The 24551-nt window shown below is 46.4% G+C and carries 15 protein-coding genes; 13 read left to right on the forward strand and 2 right to left on the reverse strand.

The annotated features are described in order from the left end of the window. Positions 1-57: 57 nt before the first annotated feature. The 3 genes from C0033_RS15530 (at position 58) to C0033_RS15540 (ending at position 7164) form a co-directional block, all read left to right on the forward strand. Positions 58-1302 (forward strand): 6-phosphofructokinase, encoded by a 1245-nt coding sequence (locus C0033_RS15530; RefSeq protein ID WP_103228800.1) that lies wholly within the window; start codon positions 58-60, stop codon positions 1300-1302. 119 nt (positions 1303-1421) lie between these two features. Next, complete coding sequence (locus C0033_RS15535; protein ID WP_103228801.1) at positions 1422-5171, forward strand: phosphoribosylformylglycinamidine synthase; 3750 nt, start codon at positions 1422-1424, stop codon at positions 5169-5171. Between the two features lie 385 nt (positions 5172-5556). Continuing rightward, a complete protein-coding gene (locus tag C0033_RS15540; protein ID WP_180994760.1) occupies positions 5557-7164 on the forward strand; it encodes an extracellular solute-binding protein in 1608 nt (535 codons plus the stop codon). Between the two features lie 58 nt (positions 7165-7222). Here C0033_RS15540 and C0033_RS15545 read toward each other — a convergent pair whose 3' ends face one another. After that, positions 7223-8443 carry a helix-turn-helix domain-containing protein gene (locus C0033_RS15545; protein ID WP_103228803.1) on the reverse strand — a complete coding sequence of 407 codons (1221 nt, stop codon included), beginning with the start codon at positions 8441-8443 and terminating at the stop codon, positions 7223-7225. A gap of 270 nt (positions 8444-8713) precedes the next feature. On the opposite strand from C0033_RS15545, the gene uidA reads away from it, so the two are divergent. From uidA to C0033_RS15600, 10 genes are all read left to right on the forward strand, one after another. Then, the gene (gene uidA, locus C0033_RS15550) at positions 8714-10537 is read left to right on the forward strand and encodes a beta-glucuronidase (RefSeq protein WP_103228804.1); all 1824 of its coding nucleotides are present in this window, start codon (positions 8714-8716) and stop codon (positions 10535-10537) included. A gap of 14 nt (positions 10538-10551) precedes the next feature. After that, entirely contained in the window at positions 10552-11955 is a 1404-nt protein-coding gene (locus C0033_RS15555; RefSeq protein ID WP_103228805.1) for a glycoside-pentoside-hexuronide (GPH):cation symporter, read from the forward strand. A 219-nt stretch (positions 11956-12174) separates the two neighbouring features. Further along, on the forward strand, positions 12175-14397 hold the full coding sequence (locus tag C0033_RS15560; RefSeq protein ID WP_103228806.1) for an AraC family transcriptional regulator: 2223 nt from the start codon (positions 12175-12177) through the stop codon (positions 14395-14397). Between the two features lie 13 nt (positions 14398-14410). Continuing rightward, positions 14411-15469, forward strand: coding sequence for a TRAP transporter substrate-binding protein (locus C0033_RS15565; RefSeq protein ID WP_103228807.1), 1059 nt, complete (start codon positions 14411-14413; stop codon positions 15467-15469). Positions 15470-15822: 353 nt separating this feature from the next. Further along, positions 15823-16644 carry an MBL fold metallo-hydrolase gene (locus C0033_RS15575; protein ID WP_180994761.1) on the forward strand — a complete coding sequence of 274 codons (822 nt, stop codon included), beginning with the start codon at positions 15823-15825 and terminating at the stop codon, positions 16642-16644. A 13-nt stretch (positions 16645-16657) separates the two neighbouring features. Next, complete coding sequence (locus C0033_RS15580; RefSeq protein ID WP_103228810.1) at positions 16658-17671, forward strand: tripartite tricarboxylate transporter substrate binding protein; 1014 nt, start codon at positions 16658-16660, stop codon at positions 17669-17671. A 51-nt stretch (positions 17672-17722) separates the two neighbouring features. Continuing rightward, positions 17723-18187, forward strand: a complete 465-nt coding sequence (locus tag C0033_RS15585) for a tripartite tricarboxylate transporter TctB family protein (protein ID WP_103228811.1) — start codon at positions 17723-17725, stop codon at positions 18185-18187. A gap of 13 nt (positions 18188-18200) precedes the next feature. Beyond that, positions 18201-19685: a tripartite tricarboxylate transporter permease gene (locus tag C0033_RS15590; protein ID WP_103228812.1), complete on the forward strand. Its 1485-nt coding sequence runs from the start codon at positions 18201-18203 to the stop codon at positions 19683-19685. A gap of 320 nt (positions 19686-20005) precedes the next feature. Then, complete coding sequence (locus tag C0033_RS15595; RefSeq protein WP_103228813.1) at positions 20006-22537, forward strand: ribonucleoside-diphosphate reductase subunit alpha; 2532 nt, start codon at positions 20006-20008, stop codon at positions 22535-22537. Further along, positions 22525-23568: a ribonucleotide-diphosphate reductase subunit beta gene (locus C0033_RS15600; protein WP_103228814.1), complete on the forward strand. Its 1044-nt coding sequence runs from the start codon at positions 22525-22527 to the stop codon at positions 23566-23568. Before C0033_RS15595 ends, C0033_RS15600 begins: the two co-directional genes overlap by 13 nt. A gap of 101 nt (positions 23569-23669) precedes the next feature. Here C0033_RS15600 and C0033_RS15605 read toward each other — a convergent pair whose 3' ends face one another. Continuing rightward, positions 23670-24503 (reverse strand): undecaprenyl-diphosphate phosphatase, encoded by an 834-nt coding sequence (locus C0033_RS15605; protein WP_103228815.1) that lies wholly within the window; start codon positions 24501-24503, stop codon positions 23670-23672. Positions 24504-24551 lie beyond the last annotated feature (48 nt).

Raw genomic sequence — 24551 nt, forward strand, 5'->3', positions numbered from 1 at the left:
AGGGAATGCTGGCAAAGGCATAGTTCGGGGAAGAATAATATTCAGGAGGTAGTAGTTATGAGTGATATCAGAGGTAATGTAATCGTAGGTCAGTCAGGTGGACCGACCGCAGTAATTAATTCCAGTCTTGCAGGCGTGTATAAGACGGCTAAAGACAGGGGAGCGAAGACCGTTTACGGCATGCTCCACGGAATCCAAGGGCTTTTGGAGGAACGGGTGGTTGACTTGTCAACCCATATTACCAGCGATCTGGATATCGATCTGCTGAAACGAACTCCCTCCGCCTATCTTGGCTCCTGCCGTTATAAACTGCCGGAGATCAAAGACGATACGGCTATTTATGACAAGATTTTTGCGATACTGGACAAACTTGGAGTTGAGTATTTCTTTTATATCGGGGGAAATGACTCCATGGATACCATTAAAAAATTGTCCGATTACTCGATTTTAAACGGTAGCAAGATCCGTTTCATGGGTGTTCCAAAGACCATTGACAATGACCTGGCGGCCACGGACCATACGCCGGGATTCGGAAGCGCGGCCAAGTACATCGGCTCCATTACAAAAGAAGTGATCCGGGACGGGCTGGTGTATGACCAGCAGAACGTGACCTTATTGGAGATTATGGGACGCAACGCCGGATGGCTGACCGGAGCGGCGGCGCTGGCTAAGGGAGAGGACTGTGAGGGGCCGGATTTGATTTTCCTTCCTGAGGTAGTCTTTGATGTGGATGAATTTATGAAGAAGGTATCCAACCTCCACAAGGTGAAGAAATCCGTTGTGGTGGCTATTTCAGAAGGCGTGAAGCTGGCAGATGGGCGCTATGTGTGCGAGATGCGGGAAGGAATCGATTATGTGGACGCATTTGGGCACAGGCAGCTGACCGGAACGGCCAGATATCTGTCTGAGAAGATTTCGCGTGAAGTCGGATGCAAGACAAGGGCCATTGAATTCAATTCTCTTCAGAGATGCGCATCCCATATCGTGTCCAGAGTGGACATTACAGAGGCATTTCAGGTAGGCGGTGCTGCGGTAAAGGCGGCGTTTGAGGGAGAGACGGGAAAGATGATTATTCTGAAACGTGTTTCCGATGATCCGTATATCTGCGTAACCGATATTTATGATGTACATAAAGTAGCCAATGTGGAAAAGAAAGTTCCGAGAGAGTGGATTAATGAAACCGGCGATTTCGTGACTTCTGAGTTTGTGAATTATGTGAGGCCTTTAATTCAGGCGGAATTGACGCCGATGATGGTGGACGGCCTGCCGAGACATCTGTATTACACGGATAAAGAAAAATAGAATATATTAATCAAGCTAATCAATACCATAAGATATATTAATTTCTCTTATTTATATATCTTATGGTATTATTATATTCAGGTAAATTTGTTAAAGTGTCACAAACTAAGGAGGATACAATGAGCGTAAAACGAGTGTATGTAGAGAAAAAACCGGATTTTGCAGTAAAAGCCGGGGAATTGAGAGAGGAGATAGCCAGCTATCTCGGCATTGACACGGTGACCGGCGTGCGTGTATTAATCCGTTACGATATTGAGAACTTATCAGAAGAGGTTTATAAACAGTCGCTGGTTACTATTTTTTCAGAACCTCCTGTAGACTTTGTATATGAGGAAGAATTTCCAAAAGAAGCGGGGGATCTGGTATTTTCCGTAGAATATCTGCCGGGGCAGTTTGACCAGAGAGCCGATTCCGCTGAGCAGTGCGTGAAGCTTTTGAAAGAGGATGAAGAGCCGGTGATCCGTTCCGCATCCACCTATGTGATCTCAGGTTCCTTATCTGAGGAACAGGTTCAGGCGATCAAATCCTTCTGCATCAACCCTGTGGATTCCAGGGAAACGGATGAAAAGAAGCCGGAGACATTGGTTACCGTATTTGAGACACCGGATGACGTGATTGTATTCCGGGGATTTTCCGATTTTGCCGAGGAACAGTTAAAAGAACTTTATGATTCTTTAAACCTGGCCATGACATTTAAAGATTTTCTTCATATCCAGAATTATTATAAAACAGAAGAGCACAGAGATCCGTCCATGACAGAGATCCGGGTGCTGGATACTTACTGGTCTGACCACTGCCGCCATACCACGTTCCAGACCGAATTAAAGGATGTGACGTTTACAGACGGCGACTATAAAAAGCCGATCGAAGACACCTATCATCAGTATCTGGCCGACCGCGAGGTTGTGCTGCGCGGAAAGAGCGGCAAATTTGTCTGCCTGATGGATCTGGCGCTCATGGCTATGAAAAAACTCCGTATGGAAGGCAAACTGGAGGATTTAGAGGTTTCTGATGAGATCAACGCCTGCAGCATTGTGGTTCCGGTTGAGATCGACGGTGTGGAAGAGGAATGGCTTGTAAACTTTAAAAATGAGACCCATAACCATCCTACGGAAATTGAACCGTTCGGCGGCGCGGCCACCTGTCTTGGCGGCGCAATCCGCGATCCGCTTTCCGGACGTACTTATGTATATCAGGCGATGCGCGTGACCGGAGCCGCAGACCCGACGAAATCCCTGGCTGAAACGCTTCACGGCAAGCTGCCTCAGAGAAAGATCGTAACAGGAGCGGCCAGCGGATACAGCTCTTACGGCAACCAGATCGGCCTTGCAACCGGTTATGTAAAAGAGATTTATCATCCCAACTATGTGGCTAAGAGAATGGAGATCGGCGCGGTGATGGGCGCGGCTCCGAGGAAAAATGTAATCCGTGAAACTTCAGACCCGGGCGATATCATCATCCTGTTGGGAGGACGTACCGGACGCGACGGCTGCGGCGGCGCAACCGGATCTTCCAAAGTACATACGGAAGCGTCCATCGAAACCTGCGGCGCAGAAGTGCAGAAGGGTAATGCTCCTACTGAGCGCAAGATCCAGAGATTATTCCGCCGTGCAGAGGTGAGCAAAATCATCAAAAAATGTAATGATTTCGGCGCAGGCGGCGTTTCCGTAGCCATCGGCGAACTGGCGGACGGCCTTCAGATCGATCTGGATAAGGTTCCGAAAAAATATGCGGGACTGGACGGAACTGAGATCGCAATCTCTGAATCCCAGGAGAGAATGGCAGTTGTCATCGATCCTAAGGATGTGGAGCAGTTTTTAGACTATGCAAAAGAAGAGAACCTGGAAGCGATTCCTGTGGCCGTAGTAACAAAAGAGCCAAGACTTGTGATGAGCTGGAGAGGAAAAACAATCGTTGATATCAGCCGGGCATTTTTGGATACCAACGGAGCCCATCAGGAGGCGAAAGTCGTTTTAGAGGTTCCGGGACGGGAAGGAAATCTGTTTGACCGCAAAGAAGTTTCCGACGTGAAAGAAACCTGGATCAGCCTGTTAAAGGGGCTGAATGTGTGCTCTCAGAAGGGGCTTGTGGAGATGTTTGACGGTTCCATCGGAGCGGGCAGCGTTTTCATGCCTTACGGCGGTAAATATCAGCTGACCGAGACGCAGTCCATGGTTGCAAAACTTCCGGTTCTGGAAGGAAAAACGGATACCGTAACCATGATGAGCTATGGATTTGATCCGTATCTGTCCAGCTGGAGCCCGTATCACGGCGCTGTTTATGCAGTCGTTTCTTCTGTTGCCAAGATTGTGGCAGCAGGCGGCGATTATAAGAAGATCCGTTTTACATTCCAGGAGTATTTCCGCAGAATGACAGAAGATCCAACCCGCTGGAGCCAGCCGTTTGCAGCCCTTTTAGGCGCATACAACGCTCAGATCGGATTTGGCCTTCCATCCATCGGCGGCAAGGACAGCATGTCGGGAACATTTAACGATGTCGACGTTCCTCCGACACTGGTATCATTTGCGGTTGACATTGCCAGCCATAAACATGTTATCACTCCGGAGTTTAAGAAAGCCGGAAGCAAGATTGTGGTATTTAAGATTGAAAAGGATGAATATGACCTTCCTGTATACAGTCAGATGATGGATGGATACGGAAAGTTATTTGAAGATATTAAGGCGGGCAGAATCATTTCCGCTTATGCTGTGGAAGGTCACGGTATGGCAGAATCTGTGAGCAAGATGGCCTTCGGCAACAAGATGGGCGTTAAGATTGAGCATAACGTGGACCCGAGAGATTTCTTTGCGGCAGGCTGGGGCGATATCGTATGTGAAGTTCCGGACGGCAAAGTGGGCGAGCTGGCTATCAGCTATACCGTAATCGGTGAAGTGACCGATAAGGGCGTATTTGAATACGGCAATACGGTGATTTCTATGGAAGAAGCGTTAAAGGCATGGACAGAGACACTGGAAGATGTGTTCCCTACCCAGTCGGACGTAAAACAGACACCGGTATCCGAAACGCTTTACGATGCAAAAGAGATCTATGTCTGCAAAAATAAAGTGGCTAAGCCAAATGTGTTCATACCTGTATTCCCGGGAACCAACTGTGAATACGACAGCACCAAAGCATTTGAACGGGCAGGCGCCAATGTGGTGACAAAGGTATTTAAGAACCTGAGTGCCCAGGACATCCGTGATTCTGTGGAAGCGTATAAAGAAGAAATTAAAAAGGCTCAGATCGTCATGTTCCCGGGAGGATTTTCCGCAGGTGACGAGCCGGAAGGTTCCGCTAAATTCTTTGCCGCAGTATTCCGAAACGGAGTGATCAAAGAAGAGATAGAAAAGCTGTTAAATGAAAGAGACGGCCTGATGTTAGGCATCTGCAACGGTTTCCAGGCGTTGATTAAACTGGGGCTTGTTCCGGAGGGAACCATTGTGGAACAGCATAAGGATTCGCCTACGCTGGCCATGAACACCATCGGACGCCATATCTCCAAGATGGTTTATACAAAAGTTGTTTCCAATAAATCCCCATGGCTTTCCGGGGCAGAGCTGGGCGGAGTGTACTGCAACCCTGCATCCCACGGAGAAGGACGCTTTGTGGCGAATGAACAGTGGTTGAAGACCCTGTTTGAGAACGGCCAGGTGGCAACTCAGTATGTGGATGATCTGGGAAATGCCACGATGGATGAATTCTGGAATCCGAACGGTTCCTACATGGCAATCGAAGGAATTACCAGTCCGGACGGACGTATTCTCGGCAAGATGGCTCACTCAGAACGAAGAGGGGAAGCGGTTGCCATGAATATCTATGGAGAGCAGGATTTGAAGATCTTCGAATCAGGCGTAAAATATTTTAAATAAAGGCTCATCGGAAACGGGGAGTACAGAGAAGTCAAACAGGGCGCGGGCGATTACCGCGCCCTGTTTGACTGTTACCGGTTGGATAAACGGACAGAATATACAAAAACAGAAGGAGAGGCACAAATCACTGGTTTAATGACAATATTTTGAAAAATACCATAGTTTTACAAAATAGTATTATAAATACTTTGAAAAACCTTGCAATTTCAACGCTAAAAAAAGTGGTATTTCACAAAATGTTCCTAATTGCTAATGCAAAATCTGTATGATACCATGAATTCAGAGTAATCACCCGGGTGGTAAGGCAGGGGAAGGCGCCAACGGCCTTAACAGAGGGATGGTTATCAGACTTATTAGCTGTTATGTGGCAGAAGGAGAAGAAAGTATGAGAAAGTCATTAAAGCAGATTATGGCTGGCGTCATGGTATCGGCGATTGCGGTTACATCATTGGCAGGGTGCGGATCTTCTGGTAAGGAAGCGGCATCAACTACAGCAAAAGTAACAGAAGCAGATGTAAAAGAAGAACCGGTTCAGATGGAATGGCTGGTTGGAGAGACTTCGGCAGAGGTGGATGATGATGCGGAAGTCGTTAAAATGATAGAAGAACGTTTTAATATTGATCTGAAGACATGGTATGTGGATGCCAATAAGTTTCAGGAGAATCTGAATGTGCGTTTTGCCGGCGGAGAAATGCCGGACGTGCTGGTGGTAAATGATTTATCGCTGCTTCCTACCTATGTAGACGGCGGCATTATTGGTGAAATCCCGATTGAATTAATCCGCGAAAAAGCGCCCCATTATGCGGCTGTGGCGGATGAACACGATGACGGAACGTTATGGAGCACTATGATTTACAAAGGAAAAAACTATGGAGTAACCAACCCGATGGATGCAGTTCCCATGGCTATGTTCTGGAGAAAAGACTGGCTGGACCGGCTGGGGCTGGAAGTGCCGGAAACACTTGAAGATTATGAAAAAGTTCTCACCGCTTTTGTAGAGGACGACCCGGATGGGAACGGAAGGAAGGATACGGCGGGTATGGCTGAACGTACCTTTGGAGCAGTGTTCGGCGCTTACGGACTTCGCTGCGTAACCGGCGGGAGCCCTGGATTTAAAGTGGAAGAGATGCAGCTTGGCGACGACAATGTCCCGTTCTTCCCATATATTCATCCAGATGCAAAAAAAGCATTGGCAAAATTAAATGAATGGTATGAAAAAGGCATTTTGGATAAAGAATTTATCACAGGTGAAAATCATGGCGGTTATACTTGGCTGTCCCATTCCTTTATGAACGGCAGAATCGGCCTGACTTCCGCCCAGCCTTCGCATTACCTGCAGGCCAGCACGGATACCTCTGATGAAAGCAACTGGAGCGTTTGCATGAAGGAATTAAAAAGCCTTAATCCTGACGCCGATATCGTGATCGGGCCGCCTCCTGTAGGGCCGGAGGGAAAATCAGGTACAGAAGGATGGAACCTGACAGGCCGTTTAACCTGTTTAACTACAAAGGGTGTGTCTGACCCTCGTAAAGTGGATGCATTCTTAGCTATGCTGGACGCTTACTATGCCGATATGGATTATGTAATGTTAGTAAACTACGGAATTGAAGGAAAGCATTACGAGATGTCTGAACACGGACCGATCCGTCTGATGAACGGTACCGAACTGAGAAAAGAAGGCGTTTTGCAGGTTGGATTCGGCAGCACGGTTACAGTGGCGGAAAACATCACACCTCAGAAAACAAAATTCGGTCATGATGTAACCGGAAACGGCTATTACCGTTTCAATGCGCCGCCTGTAGAAGAATTTTCAAATGTAATCGCAACGCTGGATACATTAACAGAGCAGGCTTATTACGATATTATTACCGGAGTTAAGCCTATCGATTATTTCGATACCTACGTGGAAGAATTTAAGGAAGCCGGCGGAGAGGTGGCTGAGAAAGCCGTGCAGAAAGCTTATGCCGAAAAGGTTGCGGCTGTTAAAAAATAACTGCAAATAGCACATTGCTTTTAACCAGTCCCGCCGCCCAATTCCGTGCGTCCTCCCTTTATTTTTCATGAATCAGCGCCCGGTATTCACTGGGCGTTTTTCCCGTCTGTTTTTTGAATACCTTTGTAAAATAATTAAGATCAGGAATTCCGCAGGAAACAGCGATGGTCTGAATGTAAAGGTCAGTGGAATTTAATAAAAACAAAGCCTGCTCTATCCTTTTATGATTAACATATTCAGTCAGCGTGCTGCCGGTCTCTTTCTTGAAAAGAGAAGAGAGATAAGAAGGGCTTACCGTAAAAAGTGAGGCCAATGTTTTGAGACTGAGATCCTCCGCAAGGTTTAAAGGAATATGGTTCATCACTTTTTGGATGATGGGAGAATAACCTTTTGTGGAATAGGAGCGGACCAGCATACAGTATTTGCGAAGCATTTCCCGCATGAGCATGCAGTATTGGGCATCGCTGGAGATCCGTTCGATCTTTCGGGCAAACTGGGAGGAAATATCATCCAAATAAAGGGGATGAACCCCTCCTATCTCGGCAGATTTGCGCATGAGCGTATTAAAAATAATCAGATGGTTCTTATGGTCGCGAAGATGATTCGGAAGGCGTTTTTCGTACTGGAGAAGGGACGTTTGGGATAACATCTGCTGGGCCTCGTTAAAATTACCTGCGGTCACCGCTTTTAACAGGCGGTTTTCTTCCTGATACCGCTTTTCCAGAAGATCCAGAGCATCCGGATTGGCTGCAGTAAGAGAATAGTGAAAGGTCTCCGCATCATCCAGAAATCCTTTGCAGTAATTGATATCAAACTGTCCGGCGCCTCCGTATAATTCGGCTGCTAAGAGAAGTAACGTGGAACGGAGATAATCCTCAAATTCAATGAAAGGTACGGATAAATAGTAACGCTGTAAATATTTCATATGGCTTGACGGAATTGCCAGGGTCTGCTGGATATTCAGCAGAAAATGCTGGTCCACTGTCTGAAAGATATAGGGGCCGGCCAGAAAAAAGACCGGTTTTTCCTGATTGGGAAGCCTCATAATGGTATACCGGCAGAAAAACATATCCTGAGAAAAACAAACCATATGTTCCCCGCATAAATTGATCGTATTTCTGCTTGCGTTTTTGTAGTCATATCCATGAAACAGCTGTTCTCTGAGATGGCCGTCCAAGGGCAGATTTTGCAGGGAATCACCGTCGGATATATAAGAAGGAATTTTAAAGTTGTCCAATATTTTTCTGGTAAATGATAAAACCGAATCGTAAGATGCCATAATGTACCCCTGAGTTTTCCTGCCTGTGAGCTGCCTGACCGGAACGGCAGCTCACAGGCAGGTTTTTATTTATCTTCTGCAATTATCGTATAATATTTAGCTAAAATCAAGTTAATAGTAAAAAAATACGAATTGTGATGAAAAAAATACGAATTGTTTAACGTGTAATATGGTAATCTCTGATTCAGATAAAGCAAATATATGCAAAACAAGGGAATTCCAAACGAGGAAATCCCAAACCAAGCCAAAACAGAGAACAGGAGGAAAATTATGTTAAAGTATTCGATGCTGTATCCGAGACAGACGGTTTCCAGGAGTGTGTTAAGCCTTGACGGTATGTGGAAATTTTGCCTTGACCCAAAAGGAGAGGGAAAAGAAAAGGGGTGGACAGAGGGAATCCCGGGAAAAGAGCGGATTCCAGTTCCGGCCAGCTTCCAGGACTTTTACACGGATAAGACAATTAGGGAATATGCAGGCGATATGTGGTATGAGACAGAAGTATTTATTCCGGAAGAATACAAGGGAAAAATGGTGGGAATCCGGTTTGGATGTGCGACGCACAAAGCGGAAGTATTCGTTAATGGAATTCATGTGGCTTCCCACATTGGCGGCTTTCTGCCGTTTACGGCAGATATAACTGAGGCTGCCAGGTATCGGGAGATGAACCGGGTTGTGGTTTTAGTCAATAATGAATTGAGCGAAACTAATATTCCGTGCGGACAGACCGTGACGTTGAAAAACGGTGTAAAGATGAACAAACCGTATTTCGATTTTTACAATTATTCCGGTCTTCAGCGTCCGGTAAAGCTGACTGCATATCCGAAAGAATATATTTTCGATTTTACAGTAAATCATAAGCTTGTGGGGTCGGACGCGGAGGTTTCCTATAAAACGGTTACAACCGGCACAAATGACGTCACGGTAACGGTCTATGATGAGGAGGGCAATGAGGCGGCAAGCGCTTCCGGCAAAGACGGGATTCTGAATATCCGGAATGTGCGCCTGTGGCAGGTGAGAGATGCATATCTGTACACCTTTGTTGTAAGAATCCGGAATGAAGAGGGAATCGTGGATGAGTACAGGGAAGAAATTGGAATCCGCACCGTGGAAGTCAGAGGCAGGGATATTTTAATTAATGGAAAACCTGTTTACCTGAAAGGCTTCGGCAAGCACGAGGACAGTGACATTGTGGGCAGAGGATTCAATATAGGGGTAATGAAACGGGATTTTGAGTGCATGAAATGGATTGGAGCCAATTCTTTCCGGACGTCCCATTATCCGTACAGCGATGAGATCTATGAAATGGCCGACAGGGAAGGCTTTTTAATCATTGATGAAGTGCCTGCTGTGGGGCTGTTTGAAAGTCTGATGAACTTTATGGAAGCGTCCACAGGTAAAAAGACCGCGTTTTTCCAAAAAGACACCACGCCTTTGCTGCTGGAAAACCATCTTAAAGCGGTGGAAGAGATGATCGCCCGCGATAAAAATCATGCCTGCGTCATCGCCTGGAGCCTTTTAAATGAGCCTGAAACAACGGATGCGTCGGCGGTGCCTTATTTTGAAAAAGTGTTTGCGGCCGCACATGAACTGGATGTGCAGAAACGCCCGCGTACATTTGCTATGATCATGAATTCTTTGCCGGATACATGTAAATGCTATCAATTTGCGGATATGATCGCCCTGAACCGGTATTATGGCTGGTATCAGATGGGAGGATATGAAATAAGTGATGCGGAGGAAGCATTCCGCAGGGAAATGGACCAGTGGCAGGCGAAGAACCTGAACAAACCATTTATTTTCACCGAGTACGGAGCGGATACTTACGTGGCGGAGCATAAGCTTCCTTCTGTTATGTGGAGCCAGGAATACCAGACAGAATATCTTGAGATGTGCCACCGCGTATTCGATTCCTATGAGTTTGTCAGAGGAGAGCAGGTATGGAACTTTGCAGATTTTCAGACAACAGAAGGGATTATGAGGGTAAATGGTAATAAGAAAGGGATCTTTACCCGCCAGCGCCAGCCAAAGGAAGCGGCTTTCTTTTACAAAAAGCGTTGGGAGAGCCTGCCGCTGAATTATAAAAGCGGTTGTTAGAAGGGAGCGGCCATATGGATAAAAATAAAAACACAGAACGGGCATTTGGTTTACGGGATAAGATCGGATACATGTTCGGGGATTTTGGCAATGACTTTACGTTTATTTTTGCCAGTTCATTTTTGATGGTATTCTATACAAAGGTTTTGGGAATTAACGGAGGCGCGGTGGGAACCCTGTTTTTGGTGGCGCGGTTCGTGGACGCATTTACGGATGTAACCATGGGACGCATTGTGGATTCGGTGAAAGAGGCCAAAGACGGCAGATTCCGCTGTTGGCTCAGAAGAATGGCCGGACCCGTGGCTTTAGCCAGCTTCCTGATGTACCAGTCTGCCATGGCCGGAGCTCCAATGGGGATTAAGATGGTGTATATGTATGTTACGTATCTTTTATGGGGAAGCATATTTTATACATCCATCAATATACCATACGGTTCCATGGCCTCAGCCATAACATCAGACCCGGATGAGAGGACCGCGCTTTCCACGTTCCGCAACATAGGAGCAACCCTTGCTTCACTGGTAATCGGCGTGGCTACCCCTCTTTTAATCTATACAACGGATGCGGAGGGAAATCAGATCGTGCGCGGAGGAAGTACATTTACCGTGATCGCAGGCGTATTTGCCATCTGCGCGGTATTGTGTTATTTCATCTGTTATAAGATGACTACTGAACGGGTGCATATTGAACATGATAAGGATAAAAAACAGATTACACTTATAGAAACCTTTGCTGCGATTTTTAAAAGCCGGGCATTGCTTGGGATTATCGGTGCGGCAATCTTCCTGATGCTGAGCCAATTGCTGATCAGCTCCATGAACAATTTCCTTTACCCGGAATATTTTAAAAATGCCGCCGGTATTTCCAGTTTTACGATGCTGAGCACAGGCGGCGTTCTGCTGATTATCTCTCCTTTAAGTGTAAAAATCAGCAGCAGGTTCGGAAAAAAGGAATCCGCTGCAACAGGGGTTCTGGCATCGGGAATCATCTTTTTAGCACTTTATTTTCTTCGCATAAAAAATATGTGGATATTTTTATTGATAACCTGCATCGGATATCTGGGGCTTGGATATTTTAATACGGTCATTTGGGCCAATATCACAGATGTTATCGATGACCAGGAAGTTAAGACCGGTGTCCGTGAAGACGGAACCGTATATGCCGTATATTCTTTTGCCAGGAAAGTGGGACAGGCGCTGGCAGGAGGCATCGGAGGCTGGGCACTGGATTTTATCGGCTATGAATCAGCAGCTAAAGTTCAGACTGAAGCGGTTATTAATGGAATCTATACTACTTCAACCCTTGTGCCTGCCATTGGTTTTCTGATTGTGGCGTTCTTTTTGTGGGTTGTATATCCTCTGAATAAGTCGAAAGTGGAATTAAATGTACAGGAACTGAAAAAACGTCGGAACAGCTGACGGACAGTTAAGAGACAAACAGGTGAGGAACCGGATCGGTGATCTGAGTTCTCACCTGTTTTTTATATTATAGGAAGGTGCTCCTATGATATAAAAAAGCCCTTCTATACCAACTTTGCTGGCTATGGGATCAAACCGATTCCACCTTTTGTTGACAGATATCCAAAATAAACATAAAATTATCTTTAGGTCGTGTGGAGTGAACGTAAAGGGGAAGAAATGAATAAAAAACGGTTTAAATATAGAATTGGAAGTATTTTTTATCAATTTTCGCTTTGGATTCTGCTTTTGGTACTGATTTTGATCAGTGCTTTCTTTATCTTTTCTTATAGAAGCACCTGCGAAAATTTTGAAAAGCAGCTGGAAGAGTCGGATTATAATACCTTGGATAAGATGATAATGGCAGTTGATCTGACCCTGAAACAGTTGGCTCAGGAACTGGACGATATCGCATCGGAAGGCGTGATTGTGGATGCAGCGGTTGTTCCGGGCGAGGAACAGTATGAGAGGAATACCAAAGTATTACAGCTGCTAAAAGAAACGGCGTCCAAATCGGACTTAATTGATAATATTTATTTCTATGAAAGAACAGGCGGGCTGGTTTACGCAGCGGATGGAGAGATGAACAGCTGGGATCAGTTCGGCCAGGCGGAATTACTGGAAAACTGTTTCCAAACGGCTCACCCGCTCAAGGAAGAGAAGACCATTCACGGAAATTATCTGATGGCAGATGAGAAGGACCTCTGTTTGTATCAACATGTATTTTACCGTTTGGATGAGCCGATGGCCACACTTGTGATAAAGATAAACAGCGGCAATCTTGTCAATTCCCTGCTTTACGATCATTTGAACCGTGCCGTCATGGTAAATATATCCGGCCAGAACGGAAAAATGGTCTGGAATGGGTTTGAACCCGATGGAAAATCGGAAGTTATCAGTCTGACATCCGATTATACCGGATGGAACTACCGGTACGGCAGATCGCCTCAGGCGGGAATTCCGGTAAGGGATATGATGAATAGGATCTTTCCCTCTTTTCTCATATTCGTGGTGATCGCAGTCATTTGTTCCTTTTTCATAGTCTCAAAGCTATATCAGCCCATCAGCCGTATGGTATCCAATATTTCAGGAAGGATCTCCGGTCTGGAGGAAAACGGAGAACGTGAAAATGAGATTGACTACGTGAGCCATGCGTTTGAATTTATGGAAAAAGATTCGGCCCAGATGAAACAGGTGATTAAAAATGTAAGCGGTGAAATTACGGAACGTCTGATGAATGAGATTATGGATGGACAGCAGATCGAAGAAGCCGGGATCGAGAGAACGCTCGCCGATATATCGAGCCCGTTTACCGTCAGGGGTAACTATATGGCAGTGGTATGCCGCGTGACGGGGCCGGAACAGATGATGAAAGGCGATCTGGAGTACGGCATCTTCTTTAAGGAAATGCAGCGGCTGATCAGCCAAAAAGACTTTAGCGGATATGGAACCGCCATGTTTCTGGTGAGGGAAAGAAGCGGAGTCATTGTAATGGAATTCAGTGAAGATAAATCAGTCGTTCAGATTAAGTCCTTTATCTCGGGTTTGAGAGAGGAATTGTCCGGGTATATACGAAAAATGTCTTTGGAAGGCGTAACCGGATGCGGAAAGCTGTACAACCATATCAGCGATCTGTTTTATTCCTATAAAGATGCGAATGAAGAAGTTCAGTATCAGCTCTATTACTCGGAGGGAGAACCGGAAGAAGAAGGACAGAATAATCTTATGCCGGAGGAAAACAAGGCGGATTTATATAGAAAACTGCGCCATGTGGCAAAACATATTTCATCCGGGGAATTCGAGGCGGCTTCGGAACTGCTGAACCGGATGATCGCGGATATCTGTGAACCGGATGAAGACAAAGAAGTGGTATATGGATGGTGCTCTCAGATATTAGATCTGTTTGTGGAAGAAGTCCTGGAATTTAAGATGGAAACCAGCCAGGTATTCGGGGCGGAAGAAGAGGATGTTTATACAAAAATGGCCCTCTTAACGGATAAAAATGAGATAAAATCGTATCTCATGAATTTAAAAGAGAGTGTCCTCGCCCATCTGAGGCAGCAGTATGACAGGAGACAGTATCAGATTGTTTTAAAAGCAAAGGAATATCTGGAGGACAATTACAGCGACAGCAGCTTGTCCTTAAACAGAATCGCAGAGGCGGTGGGCATTAATGCGGCCTATCTGAGCACCTTGTTTAATGAATACGTGAAAACCGGCATAACGGATTACTTAAATTCCTACCGGATTGGCCGGGCTATGGAGCTTCTGGAAGAGACCAATATTATTATTAAGGAAATCGGCTATAAAACAGGCTTTAATACGATTCAGAATTTTAACCGGGTATTTAAAAAGTATATGGGCTGTACGCCCACTCAGTACAGAGATAAGAAAAAGCAGTGATGGGGAAACAAAAATGAACAGAAGATGGATAAAGTTTTTATGGATTGCAGCAGTGCTGTTAGTTATGTGCAGCTGCAATAAGACAGAGACAGTGCCGAAAGAAGAGCCTCAGGCGACTTCTGATGATGGAAGTGAGGACAAACGCCCGGAAAAGGTTTTAAAGCTGGCGATGACAAAAAATGAAGACAGCGATATGGTAAAAGCCGCAAATAAACTGAGCAGCCTGGTATTTGAGGAAACGGACGGCAGAATTCTGATCGAGATCTACCCCGACAGCAGTTTAGGGGATCAGACCCAGTTCCTCAGAGGAATGGAGCTTGGTACGGTGGAAATGTGTCTGGTCAGCATGGGAACTCTGGAAGATTTTGATCCCTATTTTTCCATGTTAGGTCCGGTCTTTGTTATTGAGGACGAAGAACATGCCACGGCCATCTATGAAAGCGAAACAGGCAAAAAGATATTGAAAAAGCTGGAAGAAAAGACGGGTCTGATCAGTCTGGCAGAAGTCTACGAAGGATACCGCAATATCTGGTCAAAAGAGCCGATAGAAGACATTTCCGATTTAAAAGGTTTGAAAATCCGTGTGCCGGAAAGCGATCTGCTGTTTCAAACATTTTCAAGGCTGGGAGCCCAGCCGGTACCCCTCGCCTGGAACGAGGTCTATCCGTCCCTTCAGGCCGGAGCCATCGATGCCGTTGAAAATGACATGGAAAGCATTGTAAACAACAGAATTTATAATGCGGCTCCCTATTGCACGGAAACAAGGCACCTGTTTTCCGACTGCAATTTTATGATCACCCAAAAAGCTATGGATGCTTTAAATGAGGAAGAGCAGGAGATATTAAGAAGAAGCTCCAAAGAGGCCGGGGATTATGCAAAGCAGTTATACAAAGAGCACCAGGAAGCCAATATCGAATTTCTCAAAGAACAGGGCGTAGTATTCCGCCGATTGGGAGCGGAAGAACGGAAACGCGCTGAAGCCATAATTGACCGGACAAACCGCGAGTATATAGCCGGAAGAGGAATCGAAGAAAATATCGAAGTGTTCAAAAGTCTTAGAAAAAGCCAATAAGAGGTCTGTAATAAATTTTATTCAGAGGACTAAGTCAGGCCGGAAAGAAGGGGAAGCCCGGACGGACGGCAGAAGCAATCAGCGAAATGAGATTCAGAATTCGCAGATTACTTCTGCCGCCCGCCTGGGCTTTTTTCTTATTTCCGGCTGCTTCCTCAGACCTTTGCCTTTTGGCTCTGCCTCCCGGCTCCGCGCATATCTTTCGCAAATTGCAGCCTGAATGAACCCAAATTTTAATCATGAACATCTTTTTGGAAATGAAAGATATGTTCCTGAATGAAAGAATTGCAAATTTACAGTACCGTTTCCTTGCGTTTACAATGGCATCACAGCAAAACGAAAGGGGGAAACAAATGGAACACCAATTAGAAAATCTCAGGATACGCTGGTTTAATGATGCTTGTTATGAAATAAAGCTTCCAAACGGAAAGGGGATTTTGATCGACCCGTTTATCGATGATAGCAAGTTTCGGGTAAAAAGTTCCGATGATGTGGAAGCTGCGGATTACATATTAATATCGCATACGCATTTTGATCACGTGATGGACCTGGGGAAGGTGAGCAGGAGGTTTGATTCTAAGATATTTGCAGGAAATTTATCGGGAATTGAGCTGGCAAAATACTTTGACATTCCGGGATACCGGATGAATCTGTGCGGTTCCGGGGATACGATTTTTACCGAAGATTTTAAAATGGAATGTTTTCGTGGAAAACATACGAAGCTGGGCGAGTTTGACCGGCCGTCCAATTGGCCGGAGAATCTGCAGAAGGAGAACTTAAAACCGGATGCTATGGCGATGAACCTTGCGGGGAGTTATGAATATCTGTCCTATCTTATAACCCTGCCCTCCGGTTTCCGCATTCTGGTTTGGGGAGGCGGAGCCGATGTGGATGCGGCTATGCACGCAAAAGAGTACCGGCCCGACATCTCAATTGCGCAGCTGCCCAGAGAGAGCACAGATGAAATAGCCTGCTTATATGCGGCGATCGGAGGCAGAGCGATCTTTCCCCACCATCATGATACCTTTTTAGAGATGGGAGAAGAGGGACTGCTTCGGATCGAAGAAGTTGTGGAAAAGACGAGGCAGAGAGCGCCGGACACCATGGTAATCCGCCCGGAAAAAGGAAAATGGTATCAGATTGTTACAAAAGTAAGCTTATTGGAAGAAGAATAGGGAGGAAATTAATATGAAGAAGATAGTAGTAGCGGCAGCAGCAGGATTGATGGCAGCAGCGCTGGCAGCATGCGGCAGTGCGGGGGCAGGAACAAATGATAAAAAAGATGCGAAGCAGCAGGGAAGCTGGCCAAACAGCACGGTCACTGTGGAAGTTCCGGCATCGGCGGGAGGCGGTACGGACAACTTTACCCGTATTACCACTAATTATCTGCAGAAAACGACAGGACAGGCATTTACCGTAGTAAACGATATTACCGGAAACGGCACCGTTGCATATGAAACGGTGAGGAAGGCGGAACCGGACGGAAATACGCTGATGCAGTACCACTGCACGATGCTGATACAATATTATCAGGGAATTTATGACAAAAATCCGGCAGATCCGGCTAACTTCACCGTGATCGGAGAACTGGAAAATGGAGGAGACGGGGATGTGCTGGTGGTTTCTTCAAAAGCTCCGTACAGCACATTGGAAGAGCTTGTGGAGTATTGCAAGAGTAACCCGGGCGTTGTTTTCGGCAATCAAAACGGAGGGTTTGGACAGCTGGAAACACTGCTGTTTGCAGACAAAGCCGGAATCGACATTAAATTTGTGGACTCAGGAGCACAGGCGGACACCATCGTGGCATTGTTAGGCGGCAACATCCAATGTTCCTTTATCCAGGCCTCGGCAGCGGACCAGTATGTGAAATCAGGGGATATGAAGGTTCTGGCAATCTGTAATCAGGAACGGAGTGCCTATTATCCGGATATAGAAACTTTTATAGAAAATGGCTATGATGTGGCGCTGCAGACCAGAATGTACTTATTCGGACCGGCCGGCATGGATGAAACGCTGACAGAAAACATTAACGCTGCATTGAAGGGAATGCAGGACGACGAGGAATGCATAGGACTCAGAGAGAATCTGGCGAACGGCTACACCTGGAAAAATGTGGAAGATTCTGCAAACGACTGGAAATCAGATTCCGAAATCATTAAGGAGATGTGCCGGCTTGCGGGCTATGACGTGAGCAGTAAATAGCCGTTTTGTCGATCTGTATGCACCGCTGTAGGCGGAGGAAGGTGAAGAGAAATGAAAAAGGATAAAAAAATCGGCGTTTCCATGTTGATTCTGGGTGCCTTTCTGCTGGCTGCAACTTTGATGATAAAGATACCGGCGAGCAGCATTAATATCGGAGAACCGGGGCCCAGGCTGTTTCCTATGATTGGAACCCTGCTTATATTGGTGAGCAGTATCGGTCTTTTGGTTCAAAAGGCGGAACCGGCAGCTCCTTTTATGAACCGGGAACAGGCGAAGCGTCTCGTATTTCTTGCAGGACTGTTCGTGTTGTATGCGGCGGCTTTATACCTGGCCGGATTTATAATTGCAACGCCGGTCATGCTGTTTGTCAGTATGACAATGTTTGCAGGGAAGAAAAAGCTGCCTCTTTGGATCAAGCTTGTTTACTGCATCGCAATAACTGCAGCGATTTATTTTGTGTTTTATAAAGTTCTGGCTCTGGGGCTGCCAAAAGGGCTGATTCGAAAATTATGGTAAGGAGGAATCTGTCATGAGCGTATTTTTTTCCGTCTTTCAAACATTGTTTTCCCCGTCATGCCTGGCATTAGTATTTCTGGGAATTGCCATTGGGGTGGTGATGGGAGCGATTCCGGGCCTGGGCGGAGGTCTGGCCGTGACTTTGGTGCTGCCGCTGACTTATACCATGAATTCGGTTGTGGCCATTGCGTTTTTATGTTCGATCTATGTTGGTGGAACTTCCGGTTCCTTTATTGGTTCGGTTCTGATGGGAATTCCGGGAGATGTGTGCTCCGTAGCCACGGTTTACGACGGCTACCAATTCACAAAACAAGGTGATCCCGTAAGGCCATTAAGCGCCTGTGTGGTGGCAAATTACATAGGTACGGTTCCAAGCCTGATTCTTGCCATGGTATGCTGTCCCCTCCTTGCCAATGTGGCCGTTAAATTAGGGCCTTGGGAGTATTTCGGCTTGGGTTTCTGTGCGATCACGCTGATTATCAGCCTGTCTAAAAAGAACATGTGTAAAGGCCTGATGGCAGCAGGACTGGGGCTGATTGTAAAATGCATCGGAACCGCTCCAATCTGCGGAACACAGCGCTTCGCAGGCGGAAGCTATTATCTGACCGGAGGAATCGGACTGTCCTGCGTGATGCTGGGAATATTTGCAGGCAGCACAATCCTTATGGAATATGCGAGAGATGAAAAAGCGGCGGCTTCAGAACTGGTAAAGGTTTCCAGATTCCGCTGGCCCGGCCGCGATCTGATGAACAATGTGGGGACGATTCTCCAGTCCTGGGGAATCGGCGCAGTTATCGGCTTTCTGCCCGGCATGGGCTCGGCTTTGTCAAATGTGGTGGCATATGCGAAGGCGAAAGGGTCATCAAAACATCCGGAAGAATTTGGCAAAGGGTGTATTGACGGCGTAATTGCTCCTGAAGTTGCCAATAATGCGTCCATAGGCGGGGCTTTAGTGCCCATGATCGCTCTCGGCATTCCAGGTGACGGAAGCACCGCATTGCTTTTGGGAGCGCTGACCGTTCAAGGCGTGGTGGCCGGCCCTCTGATGCTGAAAAACTATACGAATATCGTATATATGATCTATCTGGCCTGTATTTTTGCGGCAACATGCGTATTGATTTTTGAAATAGTGGGCATGCCTATTTTCCCAAGTATTTTAAAAATTCCGTATCACTATCTGTATCCGGCCATTCTGGTTCTCGTATTCCTGGGAGCTTATATCAGCACCGGCAATATTTTTGCAGTGGTCTGTACGGTTGCAATGGCTTTTGTGGGAGTATTTATGTCCTGGGCGGATCTTCCGCCGACACCGTTTATTCTGGCCTATGTGCTGGGAGAAACGTTGGAAACGAACCTGCGCCGGGCGCTGAGCTATTCCACAAACGGATGGATGTCTTTCTTTACGAGACCGGTTTCCTGCATGTTCATCGTGGTTGCGGTCCTCAGCGTGGTAATGCCGTATGTTAAGGCATTTTTCTTGAAAAATAAAAAGGCATAAATCCTTTATTGATGCAGAATGATAAAAATAGAAATGACGATACTATAAATATAACTGATGACTTCAGAGAGACTGATTGGTTTTAAACAGGTTTAAAAACCAACATGAAAGATGGGATCAGGGAATTGACCGGGCTGGAAGGACAAGTGAGTGAGTCCTTCCGGCCCCGGCCAATTCTCCGATCCCATCTTTCGCATATGTATATTGTCAAAAAACATACCAATATCTACAAATTATAGTTGCGTGACACTATATCTTGTGGTATATTGATTAATAACGATAACTAATATCAATATAATGATGCAGGATGGTAATATAGAATGGAAATTGTTAAGAGAAATGGCCAGACGGAACCTTACATGCCGGAGAAGATACGGAGGGTGATCTCCCTTGCGTTTGCCAGCGTTAATCAGGAATGCGCGAAGGAGGAGATGGACCGGATCACATCGGCGGCCGAATCCAAAGTTGCGGCGCTGATGGAAAAAGGGGTGCCTCTCCAGGTGGAGATGATTCAGGATCAGGTGGAGAAAACCTTGATCGAGATGAATTATTATGAGGCGGTAAAAAGCTTTATTTTATACCGCAATGAGCGGAGTAAGGAACGGGATGTCCGTCAGAAGCTGATGGGATATTTTCCGGGAATGGAGCAGCTGAATACGATTTTTAAGGAGATTCAGAAAGAATTTACGGATCTTACCTATCATTTGGAACATCTTTTGACAAAGGTATGTGCGTTTCACAAAGAGGGAATGACCAGCAAAGAAAATCTGGGGATTTTAATCCAGGCGTCGGTGGAGCTGACAACTCAGGAAGCTCCTGCCTGGGAGATGATCGCGGCCAGATTTTTAATGTTTCAGTTTAAACTCAATCTGAAGCCCCAGCTGGACCTGTATCAGATCAGGAAGTTTTATGATAAGATCGTTTACCTGACCGGAGAAGGACTTTATGGAAATTATATTCTGGAAAATTATACAAAACAGGAAATCGATCGGTACGAAGGATATTTGAATGAAGAAAATAACAATCTGTTTAATTATTCAGGACTGGAGCTTTTGCTTGGGAGATATGTGATCCGGGATCATGCAAATGTGCCTTTAGAAACACCACAGGAGATGTTTTTGGGAATTGCCATGCATTTGGCGATGAAGGAAAAGGCGGATAGAGATCAGTGGGTTTTGCGTTTCTACCAAATGCTCAGTTCCCTTAAAGTAACCATGGCAACTCCAACCCTTTCCAATGCCAGAAAGCCTTATCACCAGCTTTCTTCCTGCTTTATCGACACGGTGCCGGACAGCTTGGACGGAATTTACCGCAGCATCGATAATTTTGCAAGAGTCAGCAAATTCGGAGGCGGAATGGGGCTTTACTTTGGCAAGGTGCGGGCGGCAGGAAGCACCATCCGGGGATTTAAAGGGGCGGCAGGCGGGGTGATCCGCTGGATTAAGCTGGCCAATGATACTGCTGTGGCTGTGGATCAGCTTGGAGTCCGCCAGGGCGCGGTGGCTGTTTATCTGGACGTATGGCATAAGGATCTGCCTGAATTTCTGGCTATTCGGACGAATAACGGGGACGACCGGATGAAAGCCCACGATGTATTTCCGGCAGTCTGTTACCCGGATTACTTCTGGAAACAGGCTAAGGATAATATCGAAGGCAGCTGGTATCTGATGTGCCCTCATGAGATCGAAAGCGTGAAGGGCTATGCGCTGGAAGACTGCTATGGACAGGAATGGGAGCAGAGATATCTGGACTGCGTGGCAGACCACAGAATTCATAAGCGGGTGATTCCGATTAAGGATATTATACGGCTTGTCATTAAAAGCGCGGTGGAGACGGGAACTCCGTTTACATTTAACAGGGATCTTGTGAACCGGGCGAATCCCAATAAACATAAAGGCATGATCTACTGCAGCAATCTCTGCACGGAAATTGCGCAGAATATGAGCCCGATCAGTTCGGTGGAGCAGCGGGTGGAAACTGTGGACGGGGAAAAGGTAGTGGTTACCGTCACGAAGCCGGGAGATTTTGTGGTGTGCAACTTAGCCAGCCTTTCTCTTGGAAGAATTGATGTGACAGACGAACGGGAAATCGCTGAGATTACAGCCAGCGCGGTCCGGGCTTTGGACAATGTAATCGATCTGAATTTCTTTCCGGTTCCCTATGCGGAAGTGACCAATAAAAGCTATCGTCCCATTGGGCTGGGAGTCAGCGGTTATCATCATATGCTGGCTAAAAACAGGATTTCCTGGGAGTCGGATGAGCATTTAAAATTTGTGGACAAAGTCTTTGAAGCCATCAACTATGCGGCCATATCGGCCAGCTGTGAGAATGCCAAGGAGAAAGGGAGCTACAGCCTGTTTCCGGGCAGCGCCTGGCAGACAGGAGAATATTTTGAAGACCGTGGATATACGGATGGAAAATGGAACGGTCTGCGGGAAAAGGTGATCCGCTGGGGCATGAGAAACGGCTATCTGATGGCAGTTGCTCCCACCAGCAGCACCAGCATCATCGCCGGAACCACCGCGGGGCTGGACCCGATTATGAAACGCTATTTCCTGGAAGAAAAGAAAAACGGCCTGATGCCAAGAGTGGCGCCGGATTTATCGCCGTCTACGTTCTGGAAGTATAAAAATGCCCATTATATCAACCAGGAATGGTCGGTCCGGGCAGGCGGAGTGCGCCAGCGCCATGTGGACCAGGCGCAGAGTATGAATTTATATATTACCAATGAATACACGTTCCGTCAGGTGCTGAATCTCTATATTCTGGCCTGGGAATGCGGGGTAAAAACGATTTATTATATCAGGTCTAAGAGCCTGGAGGTGGAGGAATGTGAAGTATGCTCGAGTTAAAGAAAAAACCGCTGTTTAATCCGGATGGAGACATCGATGTGAGAAACAGGAGAATGATCAATGGAAATACCACCAATCTCAATGACTTCAACAATATGAAATACAGCTGGGTCAGCGATTGGTACCGCCAGGCCATGAACAATTTCTGGGTGCCGGAAGAGATCAATCTGGGCACGGATGTTAAGGATTATCCCGGCCTCAGGGAGGAGGAGCGGAGGGCATTTGACAAGATTCTCTCTTTTCTGGTCTTTTTGGACAGCATTCAGACTGCCAATCTGCCTGCCATCGGAGAATATGTGACTGCCAATGAGATCAACCTCTGCCTGTCCATCCAGACATTCCAGGAGGCGGTTCACAGCCAGAGCTACAGTTACATGCTGGACACGATCTGCGAGCCTCAGAAGAGGATGGAGGTACTGTATCAGTGGAAAAATGATCCGTATCTGCTGGAACGGAATACATTCATCGGAAACCTGTACAATGAATTTCAGAAAGATAAAAGCCCGGTCACATTTATGAAGACCGTGGTGGCCAACTACATTTTGGAAGGCGTTTATTTCTACAGCGGCTTTATGTTTTTCTATAATCTTGGACGAAACCATAAAATGCCGGGTTCCGCCCAGGAAATCAGATACATTAACCGGGATGAAAACACCCATCTGTGGCTGTTTCGAAGCATAATTCTGGAACTGAAAAAGGAGGAGCCGGAGTTGTTTACGGATGATCTGATAAATGTTTACCGGGATATGATAAAACAGGGCTGTGAGCAGGAGATAAGCTGGGGGCATTATGCCATTGGAGACGGAGTTCCGGGACTTAATAAACAGATGATTACGGATTATATTCAGTACTTGGGCAATTTGAGATGCCAGAATCTCGGGTTTGATCCGATCTATGAAGGCCACGAAGAGGAACCGGCGTCTATGAGCTGGGTGAGTCAGTACAGCAATGCAAATATGATAAAAACGGATTTCTTTGAGGCCAGGAGTACGGCTTACGCCAAGAGCAGCGCTTTGGTGGACGACTTGTAAGGTCTTAATGAAGGGGAACTGCCTGAGTTTATTTCCGACGGGCGGCTCCCCTTTTCGTGATTTTTGGCCGATGAAAAAAGAAGTGCAGAGGTCATGTAAAACTATATCAATGTGAAGTATAACAGGACGATAAGGCCCAGAATGATGCGGTACCATCCGAAGAGTTTGAAATTGTGTTTTTGGATATAGGCCATCAGGAATTTTATAACCAGCACGGATACGGCATAGGCTACAGCCATACCGAGGGCAAGGGTGAGCAGCTCTGCGCTGGTGAAGGAAAAGCCGAATTTGATCAGCTTGATGAAGCTCAGACCGAACATGACGGGGACGGCCAGGAAAAAGGTGAATTCAGCTGCGGCAGTTCTGGATACTCCGATTAACAGGGCGCCGATTATGGTTGCTCCGGATCGGGAGGTGCCCGGGATAATGGACAGAACCTGAAACAGGCCGATGGTAAGGGCGATAGGATAGGTGATGCCGGTTAAGGTATCGACCGATGCCTGCCGGGATCTGTTCCAGTTTTCTATAACGATGAAGGCGATTCCGTAGACGATCAGAGCGGCTGAAATCACGGCCGGGGTGTGAAGCCGGGCTTCTATGTAATCGTCGAAAAGGATCGTTACAACGGCTCCGGGAATGCAGGCGGCGGCGACTTTAAACCAGAGGGAGAAGATTTCTGCGTTAATGATGGGCTGCGTTTTATTGTGGAATTGAAAAGGAAACATTTTTTCCCAGAACAGAGATACAACGGCCAGGATTGCGCCGAGCTGGATGAATACGAAAAACATTTCTTTGAAGGAGCCGCTCATATTTAGGTGAATGAACTGGTCGACAAGAAGCATATGTCCGGTGCTGCTGATGGGGAGCCATTCGGTAATTCCTTCTATGATTCCTAAAAAAATCACTTTTAGTATTTCGATTATATCAAATGACATTAAGTAAATCCTCCTTTAAGATAAATTTTATGAAGTAACCGTTATTAT

The organism is Clostridium sp. chh4-2 (genome assembly GCF_002899675.1).
Taxonomy (GTDB): Bacteria; Bacillota; Clostridia; order Lachnospirales; family Lachnospiraceae; genus CHH4-2.